The following is a 17794-nucleotide window of genomic DNA, read 5'->3' on the forward strand; positions in this document are numbered from 1 at the left end:
GACGACTCAACCGAGCGCCGTCACCACCGATTTCGTCTCCAAGTACTCCTCGAGCGCATTCGGTCCATTCTCGCGTCCCCACCCGGACTGGCGGTAACCGCCGACCGGCATCTGCACCCCGCCCGCCCGGTGGACGTTGATTCCGATACGCCCGGTCCTCAGTTGTCGCGCGATCGAATGCGCTTGTCCGACATCACGTGTCCAGATGCTGCCGGCCAGACCGTACTCGGAGTCGTTGGCCTGGCGGATGGCGTCGCCGATATCGGAGAACCGGATCGCCCCGAGCACAGGGCCGAAGATCTCCTCACGCACCACCGCCATCGACTCATCGACGTCGGCCAGGACCGTGGGCGGGTAAAAGTACCCCTCATCGCCCAGCCGCTGCCCGCCGGTGAGAACCTTGGCCCCCGAATCGATTCCACTCTGCACGTACCCCGATACGCGATCAAGCTGGCGCTGGGAGATCAAAGGTCCGAGGTCGACGTCGGGATCGGTGGCACGACCAACGGTGAACGCCGCGCTGTGTTCGGCCACCCCGGCAACGAGATCGTCATAGACGTCGGCATGAACGTAGAGACGCGTACCGGCCGTGCAGATCTGGCCACTGTTCCAGAACATGCCGATCGAGATGCCGGGGATCGCCTGCGCCACATCGGCATCCGGAAGCACGATGACCGGTGACTTACCGCCGAGCTCGAGGGACAACTTCTTCAGGTTCCCCGCTGCTGCCTCGACGATGCGACGCCCGACCGCCGTGGAGCCGGTGAAGCTGACCTTGTCGATGTCGGGATGCGCAGCGATTGCCGCCCCCACCTCACCGCGACCGATGACCACGTTGACGACCCCATCCGGAATCCCGGCGTCGAGCAGGACCCGCCCGATCGCCAACGCACTCAACGACGCTTCCTCCGACGGCTTGAGCACACACGAGCACCCCGCGGCCAACGCCGGCGCCAACTTCTGCGCGATCGCGATCATCGGCGCGTTCCACGGCACGATCATTCCGACAACCCCGACGGGCTCACGCAGCGTGTAGCCGAGGAACCGTAGATCGTTCGAGCCGACATCGACGCTGCGGCCGTCGATCTTGTCGGCCCAGCCCGCGAAGTACCGGAACTGTTTGACCGCCTCCCCGAGCATGAGTCGCGCCTGCGACACCGGCATGCCGACGTCGGTGGTCTCCAGACGGACGAGTTCATCGGTGTTGGCTTCGAGGTGGTCGGCAACCCGCCACAGCAGTCGGCCGCGGTCTGCTCCGGACAGCCCGCGCCACCGCTGATCGTCGAAGGCGCGGCGGGCCGCCTCGACGGCGTCATCGACGTCGCCGGCGACACCGTCGGGGATCCGACCGACCTCGAGGCCCGTTGCCGGGTCGACGACCGCGATCGTCGCGTCTGACCTCGGAGCAGTCCACCGGCCGTCGATGAGCAGACAACCCGGTTCGATCAGATCACTGACCAATGCGTCTACCGAACTGTCGTACATGGTTGACCTCCACTAGTTCCAGTCGAACCGCGTCCCCACCTCGTTGAGGCACGAACAGCAGATCGTCGGATCACATAATGCACTAAGCATAGTGACGCAGATCGCTGCGCGGTGGACGCCGTCGCACTATCTCGCATCACCGCTCGCGCACCGTCTCAGCCAACGCCTGCAGCCGCTCATGTGACTCCGACCCGTCCGGCGCAGTCCAACACACGAGTTGCAGGTCAGGGTGACGGCTCACGGTCAGGACGACGCCACGAATCCCGCGGTCGACCAGAGTTATCTGTCGAAGTACGCGGGCAGCGAAGCTGCGGTCACCATGTCCACCGAACCGGTGCGTCGCAACACGATTGAGGTCGTGCCCGTCTGAAGGAGGACATCGGCCACGATCGCACCCTTGCGGCAAATTAAATATTATGCTTCAGTGGTGAGATGAGTGAGTGGGTGATCCGACGATGACGGCCGCCACCGGCGCCGACATCGTCGGCCACTCGCTGGGTTTCACCACCGAGCACTTCCTGTTCGACAGTCGCGCGGTCGGTGACAGCTTCTCCATCGCTGTCACCGCACCCGCGCGCCGCCGGGGCGATCTGCCGGTCATCTATGCTGCCGATGCGCACACCAACTCCGCATCGACGACGGCTGCGGCCATGTCCCTCATGGGTGATCGACTCCGCCCCGTCGCGCCATTCGTACTCGTGACAATCGGCTACGCCGACAACGACTTCGCTGCGTCGCTGACTCGCCGCAACCGCGACTTCGTGCCACCGGATGAGCCGGTGCCGGCCGCGCTGGAACGCCATGTCCGGACACCGTCGTATGCCCAGGCACTCGGTGGGGCCGAGGGTGTTGCCCGGTTCATGGACCAGGCACGGCACGGACGCGCGGATCGGTTTCTGGAGTTTCTGGAGCAGGAACTCCACCCGGACATCGCGCACCGATTCGCGGTGAGCCCCCGACAGATAGGGCTGTTCGGCCACTCCTTCGGCGGCCTCTTCAGCCTGTACGCACTCACCTCGGGCAGCGCGCTGTTCGAGACCTATTGCGCCGCAAGCCCAGCGCTGATCACCGACGACAGCACCATCACGCAGCGGTGGCGAGCCCTGGCCGCCGACCGGCCACTCGACCTCTACGTCACGCTCAGCGAACTCGAGATGACCGGGCCCTACGAGCTCTATCGCATCCTCGCCTCCAACACTGTGCGATTCCTCGACGACGCAGCGCGCAATCCATCGCGGCACGTGCGTCTCTCGAGTTCTGTCGTCCCGGACGAGACACACTATTCGACGGTGTACGAGTCGTTTCGACGCTTCGTCCGATTCAGCTATCCCGAAAGGACGGCGCCATGAAACCCTTCTCCGCTACCTGGTGGAGCGAGATCGAGGGCGCCTCGCCCGCCGACGCCGCGCAGATCCAGAACGCCCGCCTCCGTGAGCAACTCGACTATCTCAATGCACACAGCGACTTCTACCGGACCAAGTTCGCCGAGCACGGCGTCGACGCCGGCAAGGTCCGTACCGTCGAGGATCTCGCCGACCTGCCGTTCACCGAGAAACAGGAGCTCCGCGACAGTCTCGCGGCCACACCGCCATTGGGCGCTCATGTCGCGGCCGACGCCGCCGACATCGTGCAGATCCAGGCGTCGTCGGGCACCACCGGCAGCCCGAGCTACGTCGGCCTGACCCGCAGCGACATCACGACTTGGTGTGAACTCGGGGCGCGTGCCCTGTACGCCAACGGCTTTCGGCCCGGCGATCGACTGCTCCACGCATTCGGTATGAGCAAGGGATTCGTCGGCGGGCTGCCGGTCATCCAGATCCTGCAGTACATGGGCATCGTCGACATCCCCATCGGCGCCGAGGCCGGCACCGATCGGCTCCTGCGGGTGCAGGCCGACCAACGCCCGAATGCCATGATCGGTACCCCCAACTTCCTGATCCACCTGGCCGAACAGGCGCCGACGATTGTGGGGCGGGCGGCCGACGAACTCGGCGTGCGGGCGATCAGCGTCGGTGGCGAGCCCGGCGGCGGTCTGCCCGCGGTGCGTGACCGCATCGAGGCACTGTGGGGTGCGACGTCGCGAGAGATGCTGGGCGGCACCGACATCGCCTGCACGTATTGGGGTGAGTGCGAGGTCGGCAACGGCATGCATTTCCTATCACCCGATCTCATGGTGGCCGAACTGATCAACCCGGACTCCGGTGAGGTGCTCGCCCCGGTCGAGGGCGCGACCGGCGAGTTGGTCTACACCGCCCTCCAACGCCAGGCGTCGCCGTTGCTGCGCTTTCGCACCCGCGACCATGTGGTGGTCACCGGCACCGAATGCGCCTGCGGCCGCACCGGATACACGGTCCGCTGCGTCGGTCGCACCGACGACATGCTGATCGTCCGCGGCATCAACCTCTTCCCGTCCGCGGTCAAGGAACTCATCGTCGAGATGCGGCCGGAAACGACCGGTGAGATGCGGATTCGCGCCGATTTCGAAGGGCACTCGACGCAGCGCCCGCTACCGCTTATCGTCGAATATTCCGATGGGATTGACGACGCCGGCCAGGCGGAACTCAAGCAGACGATCGAGTCCCGTGTCCGTTCGGCCTTGAACGTCAAGACGATTGTGGAACTCGTGCCGGACGGCACTCTGCAGCGACCGGATCACGTGAAGGTGGCGCTGGTCGAGCGGGTGACCTCCCAGTAGGCTACTCCCTTTCGACCCTTCGACGGGACGCAGCAACTTCCGCGCGACAGAATACCGACGACGACCGTATCCGGCTACTGCCGATACCCCTATAGCTGGCACCTGGTTCGGACAGCCGGTGAGTGGTTGCCTGAAGACATGACAGTAACCATCGAACACAAGAACTTTCGCTCGCCCGGTATGGCGTGGGACATCGCCGGTGACCTCTACCTGCCGGACGGTTTCGACAGCTCCGGATCGTACCCGGCCATCGTGAGCGTCCACCCGATCGGCAGCTGCAAGGAGCAGACCTCCGGCAACATCTACGGACAGGCCCTCGCCGAGAACGGCTATGTCGTCTTGGCCTTCGACGCCAGTTACCAGGGACAGAGCGGCGGCGAGCCCCGCCTGGTCGAGGACCCGACCCAGCGTGTCGAGGACATCCGCGTGGCCATCGATCATCTCGTCACGCTGCCGTTCGTCGACGACGAACGGATCGGCGTGCTCGGCGTCTGCGGCGGAGGCGGCTACTCGATCAGCGCGACCACGACCGACCGTCGAATCAAGGCCGTCACCAGCATCACCGGTGTCAACTTCGGGCGGTTGTCCCGCGAGTCGTTCAGCGGTTACGACCCGATCGGCGCCATGGAGGCGATGAGCCGGCAACGGACCGCCGAGGCCCGCGGCGAGCAGGCACGCATCGACGATCTCCTCCCGAAATCCGTCGATACCGCAAAAGCCAACGGGATCAACGACATCGACGTCCTCGAGGCCACCGACTACTACAAGACGCCACGCGGGCAGCAGCCCGGCGGAGCCACCAGCGCCGCCTTCTCGCGGAGGCCCGCCGCCATGAGCTGGGACGCCTTCAGCCACGCCGAACAGTTGCTGACCCAGCCCATCCTCGTCGTGATCGGTGACAAGCCAGGCGGATTCGGCGCCTACCGCGACGGTCAGGAGATCTATGGGCGAGCCGCGTCGAAGGACAAGGAACTGTTGGTGCTGCCCGACGTTTCCCACTACGAACTCTACGACCAGCCGGAACCGACCAAACAGGCCATCACCAAGGCCGTCGAGTTCTTCGGTAAGCACCTGTGAACCCGCCTGGGACCGTCCTCATCACCGGCGCATCGTCGGGATTCGGTGCCGCGCTCGTCGACGCCTTCGCCGGCGCCGGCCGGACGGTGGCCGCGACGATGCGCACCCCGGCAAAGGCCCCGGCCCGCTTCGGCGACATGGACAACGTCACCGTCTACCCACTCGACATCACCGACGACGACGCGGTGGCCGCAACGGTCACCCGGATCGAGCGCGATCTCGGTCCGATCACCGTGCTGCTCAACGTCGCCGGCTACGTCGTGCAGGGCACGCTGGAGGAACTCGGGCTCGATCAACTCCGTGCGCAGCTCGAGACCAACGTCGTCGGACTGGCGTCGGTGATCAAGGCCGTCCTCCCGCAGATGCGCAGCGCCCGCCGTGGGCACATCATCAACTTCTCGTCGGGTGGCGGCCTGATCGGGGTGCCCCGACTCGACGCGTACGTCGCGTCGAAGTTCGCGGTCGAGGGTCTCAGCGAGGCTTTGTCGCGAGATCTCGCTCATCTCGGAGTCCAGGTGACCATCGTCGAACCTGGTGTGTTCCAAACCGGATTGGGCGGGTCAGCCGTCGGCCCGGAGAATCCGATCGCCGACTACGACGCCGCGTCCGCGCTGTTGCCGGATCTCTATGATTGGACACCCGGCAACCTCGACGCCGCCGCCGCGGCCATCGAGGAGATCGCGGACAAACCCGACGCACCGCTGCGTCTGTATGTCGGTCACGGTCTCGACGACGTGCAGCGCCACTACCGGCAGCGGATGGACGCGTGGGACCAGACCGCGCCGATCACCGCCACGACGCTCAGCGGGTAGCCGATCCCACGTCCGGCGTGTTCTGGACATCGGACACGCCGGGGATGGGGGCGGCGGGCAGGATGACCGCGGCGAGCACGGCGGGTCCGTCACCGACGACTCCCCACTTGTGGCGTCCCCCGCGGTCGACCATGAGATCCCCTGGGCCGAGCACGACTTCGCCGTCTTCGAGGGTGAGGACCAGGGTGCCACTGATGACGACCCCGAAGTCGATCGTGTTCGTCTGGTGCCAGTCGTAGACGTCGCCGGGCTTCATCTCCATCAAGAAGAACTTGGCGCGGTGTTCGTTGAAGAACTCGACACTCGGCGGTGTCGAGCATGTCTCCTCGGTGGTTTCGTTGTCTGCCACCAGGCCGTCGGTGGCCCAGATCAGAGAGACGGGCGGGTAGGCCATGGGAAGGGTGTCAATTGCACTGTCGAACAGGATATTCGACTTACCCTCGGCGTTATGCCCTGTGACGACACGACGATTGGTCAACATACCGGGTTTCTCCTGCTGCTCGGTGGGGATCGGGTTATCGCATCGTGCGGTGAGCGTGGGCTCCGGGCGGTCGCTGCACGAACACCTCCGCGGGTTTGCCGTCAGCGTCGACGGCGCCGGCCCCGAGACCAGCCATGCTGCGCTCGGGGTTCATCCAGGCGATCTCGATGAGATACCCGTCGGGATCGACCGCCATGACAACCTTTGCGGCACCGTTGCCGACACTGACCGGGCCGAAGGCCACCTCATGGCCCTTCGCGATGATCTCCGCGGCCGCCTTGTCCGCATCGTCGACGAGCAGGATCATCGGCCCCCACGCCGGCTGACCGGCGAACGTCGGACCGCCGTCGATCTGCATCAGGACGACAGAGGTCGAGCCGGTGTCGTCGAGGAGCACCGCCTCGCGGGTGTCCGGGTTGTCGAAGCACATGCGGCGACTGAGGGTGAAGCCGAGCACCTCGGTGTAGTAGGCGATGGAAGTATCGATGTCCCGCACAATGATTCGTGGCGAGCGAACCCGTATCTGCACCAGTTGTCCTTTGTGTCGCGCAGCTGAGGAATCATCTCCGGCTGCGATCTGCATCACACGCTACATTGTGCATAGTGCAGAACAAGGGAATGAACGGAGTCTCTCGATGAGTGAGAAACGAGACAGCAACATGGACGCGACCGCTTATACCCGCTGATCGAGTAGGGAGGAGCTTGCGACGACCGTATCGAGATCGACCAGCGGTTGGGCACCGACTCTCACACCTCGATCGCCAGCAACTCACCCAGATGCCGATCGATCTGCTCCATGTAGGTCGGCGCGACACCGAACAGCCCGAGGTGACCGAGGACGTCCTCGACGACCCGCAGTTCGCTGTTCTTGATCAGCTCCTGCTCGGGTGCGCAATCCCGAACCGGGAACAGTTGATCCTCGTCGATGGGCATGACGAACGTCTTGGCGGTGATCCGGCCGAGTGCGGCGGCCAGGTCGCCGCCGGTGTGGCGGGCCACGTCGCCGCGTTGCCACGCCCACGACTGGGTGAGCAGGTCGTTGGGATCCATCGCGGTGAAGCCGTCCCACGTTGGGACACCTATCATCGACAAATGGTCGACGTTAGTGCACAAAATATTTCCTTCGAGGTCAACGGGATCACGATCTGTGGGGATCGATGGGTCGGCGACTGCTCCCCGGACCATGTTTCGCCCATCGTGCTGCTGCACGGCGGCGGGCAGACCCGGCACTCGTGGGATCGCAGTGCGGTCGCCCTGGCCGAGCGCGGGTACGAGGTGTACAGCCTCGACCTGCGTGGACACGGCGACAGCGACTGGGCGCCGGACAAGGACTACGCGATCGGCGCCTTCGTCGGCGATCTGCTGGGGTTCGTCAAGACGCTCGACGCACCTCCGATTCTGGTGGGCGCCTCACTCGGCGGCATCACCAGCCTGTGCGCCGTCGGCGAACATCCCGGCATCGGGACGGCACTCGTGTTGGTGGATGTGGTTGTCGATGTGGAGCCCGCCGGTATCGACCGCATCAAGAAGTTCATGACCGATCACGTCGACGGTTTCGCCACACTTGACGAGGTCGCCGACGCAGTGGCCGCTTACAACCCGGAACGCAAACGAACCCGAAACCTCGACGGCCTACGCAAAAACGTCCGACAACACGTCGACGGCCGCTGGTATTGGCATTGGGACCCGGACTTCATCCGCTCCGACGACGACGAACCCCGCCGCCACACCGACCCTGAACGCTTGACTGCCGCGGCCCGACAGGTCGCGGTGCCGACGTTGATCGTGCGCGGCGGCAAGTCAGACGTGGTCAGCGACGCCGGTATCGCGAGCATGCGAAAGTTGGTGCCGCACGCGGAGGTCGCCGACGTCAGCGCCGCCGGCCACATGGTCGCCGGCGACGACAACCAGGTGTTCGCCTCGGCGATCGAATCGTTCCTGGAGCGGCACGAGCTCTGAGCAGGTCTTTCATGCATAGATCATGCTAGTATCATGAAGTGAGCACTCTACAGATCCGCAACCTGCCGGACGATCTCCACGCTCAGCTCAGCGAGCGCTCCGCCAAGCTGCATATGTCTATGTCTGAGTACGTCACCAAGCTCCTGCGCGACGACATGAGTCGTCCATTGTTCGACGAATGGGCCGCGACGATCCGCAGCGAAGGGCCGGGACGCGGTATCGACGTCGTGGGCGCCCTGGACGCGGTACGCGACGAATATGATGCCGGCGATTGATGAGACGAGTCGTCGACGCAAGCGCACTGGTCGACGCTGTACTGCCGTCCGCACGGCAGGCGGCCGCCCTTCGATCAATGTCGGGCTACGAGCTCTGGGCCCCGACAATCCTGGACATGGAAGCGTTGTCGGCGATCTGGCGACTCCAGCGGACATCGCAGATCAGTTCCGCGGAGGCCGAGCGCGCGGTCAAGGCGGTGTGGACAGCTCCGATCCGACGTGCCGAGAGTGTTCCAATATCCAGCGCAGCATGGGATCTGAGAATGTCACTGCGTATCTCTGATGCGTTCTATGTCGCCACCGCCAGATTCTTTGATGCTGACCTCATCACCTCTGATGCGCGACTGTCCCGGTCGACAGACGTTGGAGTTTCGATTGTGCTACTGCCGCAATGAGTTTCACATCCGACGCGAAGCGACCGGGAAGGTCACAAAGGGTACGTAGCACTGCGGAACGCGCCACCACTCTCACACCAACGGCAACTCGGCAAGCCCCTCATCGAGCAAAACGATGTTGTACGAGGCCGCGCCCGGCTGATCCAGCATCCCACGCACGATCGCGACGCCGGCCGCACTGCGTCGGATGGCGATCGCGCGGGCGTCCACACGATCGATGTGTTTGGCCAGCACGCGTCCCAATTCCTCTTGGTCGCCGACGCTGTAGAGCACCAGGCCGCGTGCCGCCAAATCCGTTGTCGCAGAGATTCGGTCGAGTTGCTCGGCGACCAATGCGTGCGCACTCGTGGTCGTCTCCGGCGCGATCGCCTGATCGCCGACGATCCGGGTCTCCCGGACGTGCACTATCTCCAGCGGAATGCTCTCCAGCCGGGCGAGTTGCGCTGCCTTGTCGACGATCCAGTGCCGCGATTCGTTCGCACCGATCGCCACCAGCATCGGCCGGACACCCTCGGGCAGCGAACCGGCCACCTTCTCCACCGTGGTCTTCTCGACGGTTGCGCTCACCGGCTCCGGCACTTCCTCGCGGTGTTCGGCGCGCTCGAGGTACTGCCAGCCCATCGCGAGCACCGGGATAGCAATCGCGAACGCGACGGCACCGAGGACGAACGCCATGCTCTCGGTCGTCGCGGCTGCGAGCTTGCCTGCCACGAACGGCGCGATTCCGCCGCCGATGAACCGTAGGAAGCCGTACGACGACGACGCCACCGAGCGGTCGACCGGCGAGACCATCATGACGGCCTGTGTGGTCAGGGTGTTGTTGATGCCGATGAACGCGCCGCTGATGATGACGGCGACGATGACCACGGTGGGCTCGTCGATACCGATCGCGATTGCCAGCATCACGATCGCGAGTCCGAGCAGATTGACGACCAGAACTCGGGCCGTTCCGAACATCCGCTGCAGCCGTGGCGCGAAGTAGACCGCGAAGGCCGCGACGAACAATCCCCACCCGCCGAATACCAGGCCGAGTTGGGTCGCCGTGAGCTTCATCGGGTACGGGGCGTAACCCATCATCGTGAAGAATCCCCAGTTGTACAGCAGTGCAACGATTCCCATGATGAGGAGGCCGCGGTGCCGAAGCGCCTTGATCGGCGCCGACAACGGGGTTTTCTCGACCGGTTTCGGTGTCTGCGGGACGAAAAGCAGCGTCGCGATCATCGCGATCAGCATCAGGACCGACACGCCGAAGAATGGTCCACGCCAGCTGATCGATCCCAGGAAGCCACCGAGCAAAGGCCCGACGGCGATGCCGACGCCGAGGGCGGCCTCGTACAGGATGATCGCGCCGGAGAACCCACCCTTGGCCGATGCCACGATGACCGCCAGGCTGGTCGCGATGAACAGTGCGTTGCCCAAACCCCAGCCGGCGCGGAACCCGATCACGCCGGCGATCGAGTTCATCAATCCCGCGCCGCCGGCGAAGATCACGATCAGCGCCAACCCGAGAACCAGTGTCTGCTTGGACCCGATTCGGCTCGACACCCAGTTGACCGCCAGCATCGCCACCGCCGTCACGACGAGATAGCTGGTGAACAGCAACGACACATCGCTGGGCGAGGCCTTCAGCCCGTCGGCGAGGGCGGGCAGGATCGGGTCGACCAACCCGATGCCCATGAACGAGATGACGCACGCGAACGCGACAGCCCACACCGCTCTCGGTTGGCTGAACGGGCTCGGCTTCTTGGCTGTGGTGGGTTCTGACATTACGTCAGCCAAACTCGGCCCGGACCGCGTCGGTGTGCTCCCCCAACGCGGGCACCGACCCCGACCGAACTTCCCAATCCCGTGCCAGAGCAGGGTGTTTCAGCGCCGGAACCGGACCTGATGGGGTGCCGATGTCGCGCCAGCGACCGCGTTCGGCGAGCTGCGGGTGCTGCGCCAGATCGGCGACATTGTTCAAGCGGGCGTTTCCGATGCCCGCCTCATCGGCGAGCTTCTGGATGTCGGCGAGATTCCTTTGCGCACACCACTCTCCGACCACGGCATCGAGAGCGGCACGTTCGCGGACCCGGTCGTCGTTGTGCGCGTAGCGCGGGTCGTCGGCGAGTTCGGGGCGGCCGATCATGGTTGCGAGCCTTGACCATTCACGGTCGTTGGTGGTGCCGAGCACTGCCGTCTGATCGTCGGCGGTCGGGTAGGCGCCATACGGCGCGATCATCGGTGAGCCCATACCGACCGGTTCGGGTTCGGTGCCGCCGTGGAGGTAGCCGTTGAGCGCGAAGCCCATCATCTCGGCGACGGTGTCGAGCATGGCGATCGGGATGACGGTGCCGCGCCCGGTCTTTTCGCGGTCGTACAGTGCGGCGAGGATCGACGAATACGCGTAGAGCGCAGTACCGATGTCGGCGGCGGGGATACCGGGCTTGGCGGGATGACCCGGGGTTCCGGTGATGGCGCAGGAGCCGCCCTCGGATTGGATCAGCAGATCGTAGGCACGCTTGTGATCCAACGGGCCGCCGGTGCCGTAGCCGGAGATGTCGACGATGATCAGACGCGGGAATCGTTGCGCCAGTGCATCAGTACCGAGTCCGAGGCGACCCAGCGCGCCGGGTGCGAGGTTGGACACGATGACGTCGGCGGTCTCCAGGATGCGGTTGAGCACCCCGAGGTCGGCATCGGCCTTGAGGTCGAGGGTGACCGATTCCTTGCCGTGGTTGAGCCACACGAAGTGCGCCGACATGCCGCCGACGACGGTGTCGTAATGCCGTGTGGAGTCCCCGAATCCGGGATTCTCCACCTTGATCACCCGGGCACCGAGGTCGGCGAGGTGCCTGGTACACAGCGGCGCGGAGATCGCCTGTTCCAGGCCGACGACGGTGATTCCATCCAAAGGTCGTGTACTCATGGGAAATTCGGCTCCCGCTTCTCCCGATGTGAGGCCACACCTTCGACCACTTCGGGCCCGCCGAACCCGTAGAACTCGAGTCCCCAGGAGGCGTCGAAGAGTGGCATCGACTGCCGATACCAGTTGTTCAGTGAGTGTTTGGTGAACTGGATGGAGCTGCGCGCGCCCTTGGCGAGCTTCTCGGCGATCTCCATCGCCTTGTCCTGCACCTGATCGTCGTCGACGCAGAGTGAGACCATGCCGATGCGTTCGGCCTCCTCGCCGGTGAGGATCTCGTTGCACAGCAGGTGATATTTGGCCTTGGCCATGCTCATCATCATCGGCCAGACGATGGCGGCATGATCGCCGGCGGCGACGCCGAGACGCACGTGGCCGTCGACGATCTTAGCCCTGCGCCCGGCCACCGAGATGTCGGCGAGGACGGCGCAGACCAGTCCGGCGCCGGCGGCGGGACCGTTGATGGCGGAGATGATCGGTTGCGGGCATTCGATGATGTTGCGCACCAGGTCTCGTGCCTCCCGCATCACGCGGCTGCGCGAACCGAAGTCGCCGACCATCTCTTCGACGAGGTCGAATGAGCCGCCCGCGGAAAACGCCTTCTCCCCCGCACCACGGATCACCACGACCCGGGTGTTGTCATCCTTGGCGATCGCCTGCCACACGTCGGTGAGGTCGGTATGCATCTGCGGGCCGACCGCATTGAGATTGGGGGCATCCAGCACGATCCGCAGCACGCCGTCGGAGGGACGGTCGATCTGCAGGGTGGTGAACTCGTCATAACTCTTCATCGAGTTTCCTTACCGAGTAGGAGGGTCAGTAGGCCACCGGGACGTCCGCATGTCCCCAGTCGGCGGCGACGTCGTCGGCAGACCGGAGACCTGTCGGCGGACGAGCCGGTTCACGGGCCGGGGTCCTGCTCAGCCGGGGGGCCGGCGCCGAGTTCAGCACGCCGTCCACAGTGCCATACATGTTGCGCGCCAGGTTGTGCGGCGACACGGCCGCCTCATCGAAGGTCAGCACCGGCGTGACACAGGAGTCGGTGCCCGCGTAGATGCCCGCCCACTCGTCGCGGGGGCGTTGCTTGACGGCGTCGGCGATCAGTTCACGCAATCGGTTCCAACCGTCGCGGTCGTTCTGCGCCGGCCAGTCCGACGTGTCGACGCCGAGCCGGGAGATGAACTCGCGGTAGAAGTCCGGCTCGAGAGCGCCGACCGCGATGTAGCCGCCGTCCGCGCACCGATAGGTGTCGTAGAAGGGGGCACCGGAGTCCAGGAAGTTGGTGCCGGGATCGTCGGAGTACAGACCCGCGGCCCGCAGGCCCTGCAGTTTGGCGGTCAAGAGTGCGACCCCATCGATCATGGCGGCGTCGATCACCTGGCCCTGCCCGGAGGTCTTGGCTTCGACCAGCGCACAGGCGATTCCGAAGGCTGCGGTCATGCCGCCACCGGCGTAGTCGCCGAGCAGGTTGATCGGCGGGCGCGGTGCCTCGCCGTGGCGCGCCATCGCGTGCAGCGCACCGGTCTGCGCCACATAGTTGATGTCGTGCCCGGCGTCGTGAGCCAGCGGGCCGGTCTGACCGTAGCCGGTCATCCGCACGTAGATGAGCCGAGAGTTATGCTCGCGCAGTACCTCCGGGCCCAAGCCGAGACGTTCCACCACTCCGGGCCGGTAGCCTTCGATGAAGACGTCCGCCGCCGCGGCCAGGTCGATGACCTGTTGGACGCCGGCTGGGTCCTTGAGGTCAACGGCGATCGACTCGACGTGCCGGTTGACCGGATCGGCGTCGTCACGCAACGCATCGGTCTGGCTCAGCGCCCGTGCGCTGCGGTGCGGCGGCCGCATGACGCGCACCACGTGGGCACCCATGTCGGCCAACAGCATCGACACGTAGGGAACCGGGCCCATGCCGGCGAGGACGAGCACACGCACTCCGTGCAGCGGTCCGGTCATGATATGTCTCCTGGGGGGTGAAAGATGCCCGGCGCCCCCTGGGGGCAGAAGGGCGCCGGGCAGGCTGATGGGTGAATCAGTACGAACGCGGCAGGCCGAGGACCTGCTGAGAGATGTAGTTGCGCACCATCTCCTGCGAGAACGGGGCGTTGCGCAGCAGTCGGACCTCACGCCACAAGCGCTCGATGTGATACTCCTTGGCGTAGGCGTAGCCGCCGAGGGTGGAGAATGCGCGGTCGCAGGCCTCGAACCCGGCCTCGGCACCCAGATACTTCGCCGCGGCGGCCTCGTGACCGCAGTCCTTGTTCTCGTCGAACAGCTTCGCCGCGTGCATGGCCATCTGTTCGGCGGCCTCGAGACGAATCCACGAGTCGGCCAACGGATGTGCGACAGCCTGGTTCTGGCCGATCGGGCGGTCGAACACGACGCGGTTCTTGGCGTACTCGGTGCCGATCTCCAGGGCGGCGCGGCCGAGGCCGACGCCCTCCATGGCGACGACGATGCGCTCCGGGTTGAGGCCGTCGATGATGTAGTAGAAGCCCTTGCCGACCTCGCCGACCACATCCTCGTCGGCGACGAAGAGGTTGTCGATGAACAGTTCGTTGGTGTCGATCGCGGCGCGGCCGAGCTTGTCGATCTCGCGGACGGTGACGTGCTCGCGGTCCATCTCGGCGAAGAAGATGGTCATGCCGCTCAACGGCTTGGCGTCGTCGCGCGGGGACGTACGCGCCAGCAGCAGGATGCGGTGGGCGTTCTGCGCGTTGGTGATGAACACCTTCTGTCCGTTGATGACCCAGCCGCCGTCGACCTTGGTGGCCTTGGTCTTGATGCGCGAGGTGTCCACGCCGGCAGTCGGTTCGGTGATGCCGAACGCGGTCAGCATCTCACCCGAGGCCAGCTTGGGGAGGTACTTCTTCTTCATCTCCTCCGACCCGTAGCGCACGATCGGGGCCGGCGGGAAGACGTAGAAGTGGATGGCCGAGCCACCACTCATGCCGCCGCCCGAGGCGGAGATCTCACCCATCATGACAGCGGCCTCCTGCAGGCCAAGTCCGATGCCGCCGTACTCCTCGGGGATCATCGCGCCGAGCCAGCCGCCGTCGGCGAAAGCCTTCACGAAGTCCCACGGGTACTTGTGGTTCTTGTCGCAGTCGAGCCAGTAGTCGTAGTCGAACTTGCGGGCCAGTTCGCGTGTGGTGCTGCGGATCAGGTCCAGTTCGGGTGCGTCGACGCGGTCGTCGGTGGTGGTCATGGTGTCTCTCCTCAATTCGTTTGGGTCGGAATGTCTTCGAGCGGTGTTGCCGGATCGAGCGACGACATGTCGCCGGCCGACTGTCCGAGATAGCGGGCGCGGATCGCACGGCGCATGATCTTGCCGTTCTTGGTCTTCGGCAGGGTCGGCACAACCACCACGGCCGGGGCAAAAGATTTGCCCGCGTTGGCGGTTGCGGTGGACTCCAGGTCGGCGTGGTCGGCATCACTCTTGAGGACGACGAACGCGACGGCACGTTGTCCGCGCATCTCGTCGGGCACCCCGATGACGGCCACTTCGGCGACCCGCGGGTCACGCAGGACCGCGGTTTCGATCTCGGCGGGGCCGACGCGCCGGCCGGACAGCTTGAGCGTGTCGTCGGAGCGTCCGTGGATGCGCCACATACCGTTGGCGTCCACGCTGGCGAGGTCGCCGTGAATCCACACCCCGTCGAACCGTTGCCAATAGGTGGCCAGGTAGCGGTCGTGGTCACCCCAGAAGCTGTGTGTCATACCGGGGAACGTGTTGCGGACGGCCAGTTCGCCGATCTCGCCGACGATCGCCGTGCCGTTGTCGTCGAGCACGGCGGTGTCGATGCCGGGCAGCGGCCCGTTGAAGGCTGCGGCCGCGGCCGGGAAGCAGGGGTAGCCGACCAGGAGGCCGCCACCGACTTCGGTGCCGCCGCTGTAGTTGATGATCGCGCGGCGCTTGCTGCCGAAGTCGTCGAACAGCCACCACCAGGTGGGGTCGTCCCACGCTTCGCCGGTCGAGACAAAGGATTTCAGCGTCGGGACGTCGACGATGGCCTCGTCACCGGCCGCCCGCAGGGCGCGGGCCGCGGTGGGGGCGATGCCCTGCACGGTGACCCCATTGCGATTGACCACATCCCACATGCGGGTCGGCGACGGATAGGTCGGCAGACCCTCGATCATCACGATCGTCGCACCGAGTTGCAGCGGGCCGGTCATCAGCATCGGGCCGACGAGCCAGCCGAGGTCGGTGATCCAGCAGACCACGTCGTCGTCGTGCACGTCGAAGCCGTAGGCGAAGTCGATGGCCGTCTTGAGTGCGAAACCGCCGTGGGAGTGGACGATCCCCTTGGGGCGTCCGGTGGTGCCGGAGGTGTAGACGATGCACAGCGGATCGTTGGCATCGGTCGCTACCGTCTCGACCGGTGCCGGGGTGGCCGGCAGCTCGTCGTAGTAGACGTCCCGGCCGGACTGCATCGGGACGTCGACTCCGAGGTGACGGATGACGACGACCGAACGCACCGACGGTGAATCGGCCACGGCCGCATCGGCGGTGGATTTCATGTCGATCTGCTTGCCGCGGCGGGTGGTGCCGTCGGCGGTGATCACCGCGATCGCTTCGGAGTCCTGCAGCCGGGTGGCCAGGGCATCGGCGGCGTAGCCGCTGAACGTCGGCACCGCGACCGCGCCGAGCTGGGCGATCGCGAGGAACGCGACCACGGCCTCGGGCACGACCGGCATGAACAATGCCACCCGGTCACCCTGTGCGACACCGAGTCCGGCCAGGTTGGCGGCGAAACGCCGGACCTGCGTGTCGAGTTCGGCGAAGGTCAGGGTGCGACGCTGTCCGCTGTCGCCCTCGTAGACCACCGCGGTCTTGTCCGCATACTCGCCGGTGGCATGCCGGTGCGCGCAGAGCGTGGCGACGTTGATCTCGCCGCCGACGAACCACTGCGGGAACTCCTTGCCGGCGGACTCGTCGAGTGCCGCGGAGAAGTCGGTGGTGAACTCAACGCCGAGATCCGCTGCGGCAGCACGCCAGAACCATTCCGGGTCGGCGATCGCCTTCCGGTTCAGCTCGTCGAATCCCGCGCGGTCGTCGGCGAAGCCCCACTTGCGCAGTGCGGCCAGCAGTCGGCTGCGTTGCTTGACCGATTCGTCTGGGGTCCAGGCGATGTCGGTGGATAACACCTGGGTGTCTGCCATGTCGGAATCACTCCACTCGTTGCGGTCGGGGGCCGGTCAGGCCGGCTGTGCCTGCGCCAGGCTGGATTTCTTGATCATCAAGCCGACGCGGGTGGTGTCGCAGACGACCTCGTCGCGCTGGTTGATGCCCTGGTGGCGGAAGGTGACGATGCCGGAGTCGTCGCGGCTCTTGGATTCGCGGACCGCGATGATCTCGGTGCGCACGCGGATGGTGTCGCCGTGGAATACCGGCTTGGGGAACTTGGTCTCCTGGAAACCCAAGTTACCCAACGTGGTTCCGTAGGTGGTCTCGTGCATCGAGATGCCGCAGACCAGGCCGTGCACGAACAGGCTGTTCATCAGGCGCTGACCGTGGATGGAGTTCTTCGAGTACTCGGCATCCAGGTGCAGCGGTGCCATGTTGAGCGTCATGGTCGAGAACAGCACGTTGTCGGTCTCGGTGACGGTGCGGCGCACCTCGTGCTCGATGACCTGACCGGGTTCGAACTCTTCGAAATACAGACCGGGCATGATAGTTGTTCCTTTCGGGGGTTGGATCTTCGTTGCGTTG

At 65.4% G+C, this 17794-nt stretch carries 17 protein-coding genes and 2 pseudogenes; 8 read left to right on the top strand and 11 right to left on the bottom strand.

Translation table 11 applies throughout. The features are described 5' to 3' along the window. Nucleotides 1-6: 6 nt before the first annotated feature. Nucleotides 7-1485 (bottom strand): aldehyde dehydrogenase family protein, encoded by a 1479-nt coding sequence (locus tag ACWDTI_RS12415; protein WP_449738394.1) that lies wholly within the window; start codon nucleotides 1483-1485, stop codon nucleotides 7-9. A gap of 229 nt (nucleotides 1486-1714) precedes the next feature. Between ACWDTI_RS12415 and ACWDTI_RS12420 the strand changes: the two genes are divergently transcribed. The 5 genes from ACWDTI_RS12420 to ACWDTI_RS12440 all read left to right on the top strand — a co-directional run bounded on the left by ACWDTI_RS12420 (nucleotide 1715) and on the right by ACWDTI_RS12440 (nucleotide 6069). Continuing rightward, complete coding sequence (locus tag ACWDTI_RS12420) at nucleotides 1715-1855, top strand: hypothetical protein (protein WP_449738395.1); 141 nt, start codon at nucleotides 1715-1717, stop codon at nucleotides 1853-1855. An 85-nt stretch (nucleotides 1856-1940) separates the two neighbouring features. Next, nucleotides 1941-2834 (top strand): alpha/beta hydrolase, encoded by an 894-nt coding sequence (locus tag ACWDTI_RS12425; RefSeq protein WP_449738396.1) that lies wholly within the window; start codon nucleotides 1941-1943, stop codon nucleotides 2832-2834. Next, a complete protein-coding gene (locus ACWDTI_RS12430) occupies nucleotides 2831-4180 on the top strand; it encodes a phenylacetate--CoA ligase family protein (protein ID WP_449738397.1) in 1350 nt (449 codons plus the stop codon). The genes ACWDTI_RS12425 and ACWDTI_RS12430 overlap by 4 nt, the downstream gene beginning before the upstream one ends. A gap of 138 nt (nucleotides 4181-4318) precedes the next feature. Further along, nucleotides 4319-5257 carry an alpha/beta hydrolase gene (locus ACWDTI_RS12435; RefSeq protein WP_449738398.1) on the top strand — a complete coding sequence of 313 codons (939 nt, stop codon included), beginning with the start codon at nucleotides 4319-4321 and terminating at the stop codon, nucleotides 5255-5257. After that, nucleotides 5254-6069 carry an SDR family NAD(P)-dependent oxidoreductase gene (locus ACWDTI_RS12440; protein ID WP_449738399.1) on the top strand — a complete coding sequence of 272 codons (816 nt, stop codon included), beginning with the start codon at nucleotides 5254-5256 and terminating at the stop codon, nucleotides 6067-6069. The genes ACWDTI_RS12435 and ACWDTI_RS12440 overlap by 4 nt, the downstream gene beginning before the upstream one ends. Here ACWDTI_RS12440 and ACWDTI_RS12445 read toward each other — a convergent pair. The 3 genes and pseudogenes from ACWDTI_RS12445 to ACWDTI_RS12455 form a co-directional block, all read right to left on the bottom strand. Next, nucleotides 6059-6463 carry a cupin domain-containing protein gene (locus tag ACWDTI_RS12445; protein ID WP_449738400.1) on the bottom strand — a complete coding sequence of 135 codons (405 nt, stop codon included), beginning with the start codon at nucleotides 6461-6463 and terminating at the stop codon, nucleotides 6059-6061. The two genes, ACWDTI_RS12440 and ACWDTI_RS12445, sit on opposite strands and share 11 nt — an antisense overlap. A 121-nt stretch (nucleotides 6464-6584) precedes the next feature. Further along, nucleotides 6585-7079 (bottom strand): VOC family protein, encoded by a 495-nt coding sequence (locus tag ACWDTI_RS12450; protein ID WP_449738401.1) that lies wholly within the window; start codon nucleotides 7077-7079, stop codon nucleotides 6585-6587. 218 nt (nucleotides 7080-7297) lie between these two features. Next, nucleotides 7298-7609: pseudogene (locus ACWDTI_RS12455) on the bottom strand (hypothetical protein); the annotation flags it as partial. 33 nt (nucleotides 7610-7642) lie between these two features. Here ACWDTI_RS12455 and ACWDTI_RS12460 point away from each other — a divergent pair. The 3 genes from ACWDTI_RS12460 to ACWDTI_RS12470 are packed head-to-tail and all read left to right on the top strand — an operon-like array spanning nucleotide 7643 to nucleotide 9179. After that, nucleotides 7643-8509 (top strand): alpha/beta fold hydrolase, encoded by an 867-nt coding sequence (locus ACWDTI_RS12460; protein WP_449738402.1) that lies wholly within the window; start codon nucleotides 7643-7645, stop codon nucleotides 8507-8509. 38 nt (nucleotides 8510-8547) lie between these two features. Further along, nucleotides 8548-8784: a FitA-like ribbon-helix-helix domain-containing protein gene (locus ACWDTI_RS12465; protein WP_449738403.1), complete on the top strand. Its 237-nt coding sequence runs from the start codon at nucleotides 8548-8550 to the stop codon at nucleotides 8782-8784. Continuing rightward, the gene (locus tag ACWDTI_RS12470) at nucleotides 8784-9179 is read left to right on the top strand and encodes a type II toxin-antitoxin system VapC family toxin (protein WP_449738404.1); all 396 of its coding nucleotides are present in this window, start codon (nucleotides 8784-8786) and stop codon (nucleotides 9177-9179) included. The genes ACWDTI_RS12465 and ACWDTI_RS12470 overlap by 1 nt, the downstream gene beginning before the upstream one ends. Before the next feature lie 534 nt (nucleotides 9180-9713). Here the strand turns inward: ACWDTI_RS12470 and ACWDTI_RS12475 are convergent. The 7 genes and pseudogenes from ACWDTI_RS12475 to ACWDTI_RS12505 all read right to left on the bottom strand — a co-directional run. Further along, nucleotides 9714-10946: pseudogene (locus tag ACWDTI_RS12475) on the bottom strand (MFS transporter); the annotation flags it as partial. Between the two features lie 4 nt (nucleotides 10947-10950). Next, nucleotides 10951-12087 carry a CaiB/BaiF CoA transferase family protein gene (locus tag ACWDTI_RS12480; RefSeq protein ID WP_449738405.1) on the bottom strand — a complete coding sequence of 379 codons (1137 nt, stop codon included), beginning with the start codon at nucleotides 12085-12087 and terminating at the stop codon, nucleotides 10951-10953. Further along, the gene (locus ACWDTI_RS12485) at nucleotides 12084-12875 is read right to left on the bottom strand and encodes an enoyl-CoA hydratase/isomerase family protein (protein WP_449738406.1); all 792 of its coding nucleotides are present in this window, start codon (nucleotides 12873-12875) and stop codon (nucleotides 12084-12086) included. The genes ACWDTI_RS12480 and ACWDTI_RS12485 overlap by 4 nt, the downstream gene beginning before the upstream one ends. 25 nt (nucleotides 12876-12900) lie before the next feature. Then, nucleotides 12901-14037: a CaiB/BaiF CoA transferase family protein gene (locus tag ACWDTI_RS12490; protein ID WP_449738407.1), complete on the bottom strand. Its 1137-nt coding sequence runs from the start codon at nucleotides 14035-14037 to the stop codon at nucleotides 12901-12903. 76 nt (nucleotides 14038-14113) lie between these two features. Then, the gene (locus ACWDTI_RS12495; protein ID WP_449738408.1) at nucleotides 14114-15289 is read right to left on the bottom strand and encodes an acyl-CoA dehydrogenase family protein; all 1176 of its coding nucleotides are present in this window, start codon (nucleotides 15287-15289) and stop codon (nucleotides 14114-14116) included. An 11-nt stretch (nucleotides 15290-15300) separates the two neighbouring features. Beyond that, the gene (locus tag ACWDTI_RS12500) at nucleotides 15301-17244 is read right to left on the bottom strand and encodes an AMP-binding protein (RefSeq protein ID WP_449738409.1); all 1944 of its coding nucleotides are present in this window, start codon (nucleotides 17242-17244) and stop codon (nucleotides 15301-15303) included. Between the two features lie 36 nt (nucleotides 17245-17280). After that, the gene (locus tag ACWDTI_RS12505; RefSeq protein ID WP_006337185.1) at nucleotides 17281-17754 is read right to left on the bottom strand and encodes a MaoC family dehydratase; all 474 of its coding nucleotides are present in this window, start codon (nucleotides 17752-17754) and stop codon (nucleotides 17281-17283) included. Nucleotides 17755-17794 lie beyond the last annotated feature (40 nt).

Source organism: Gordonia sp. NPDC003424 (assembly GCF_053588655.1).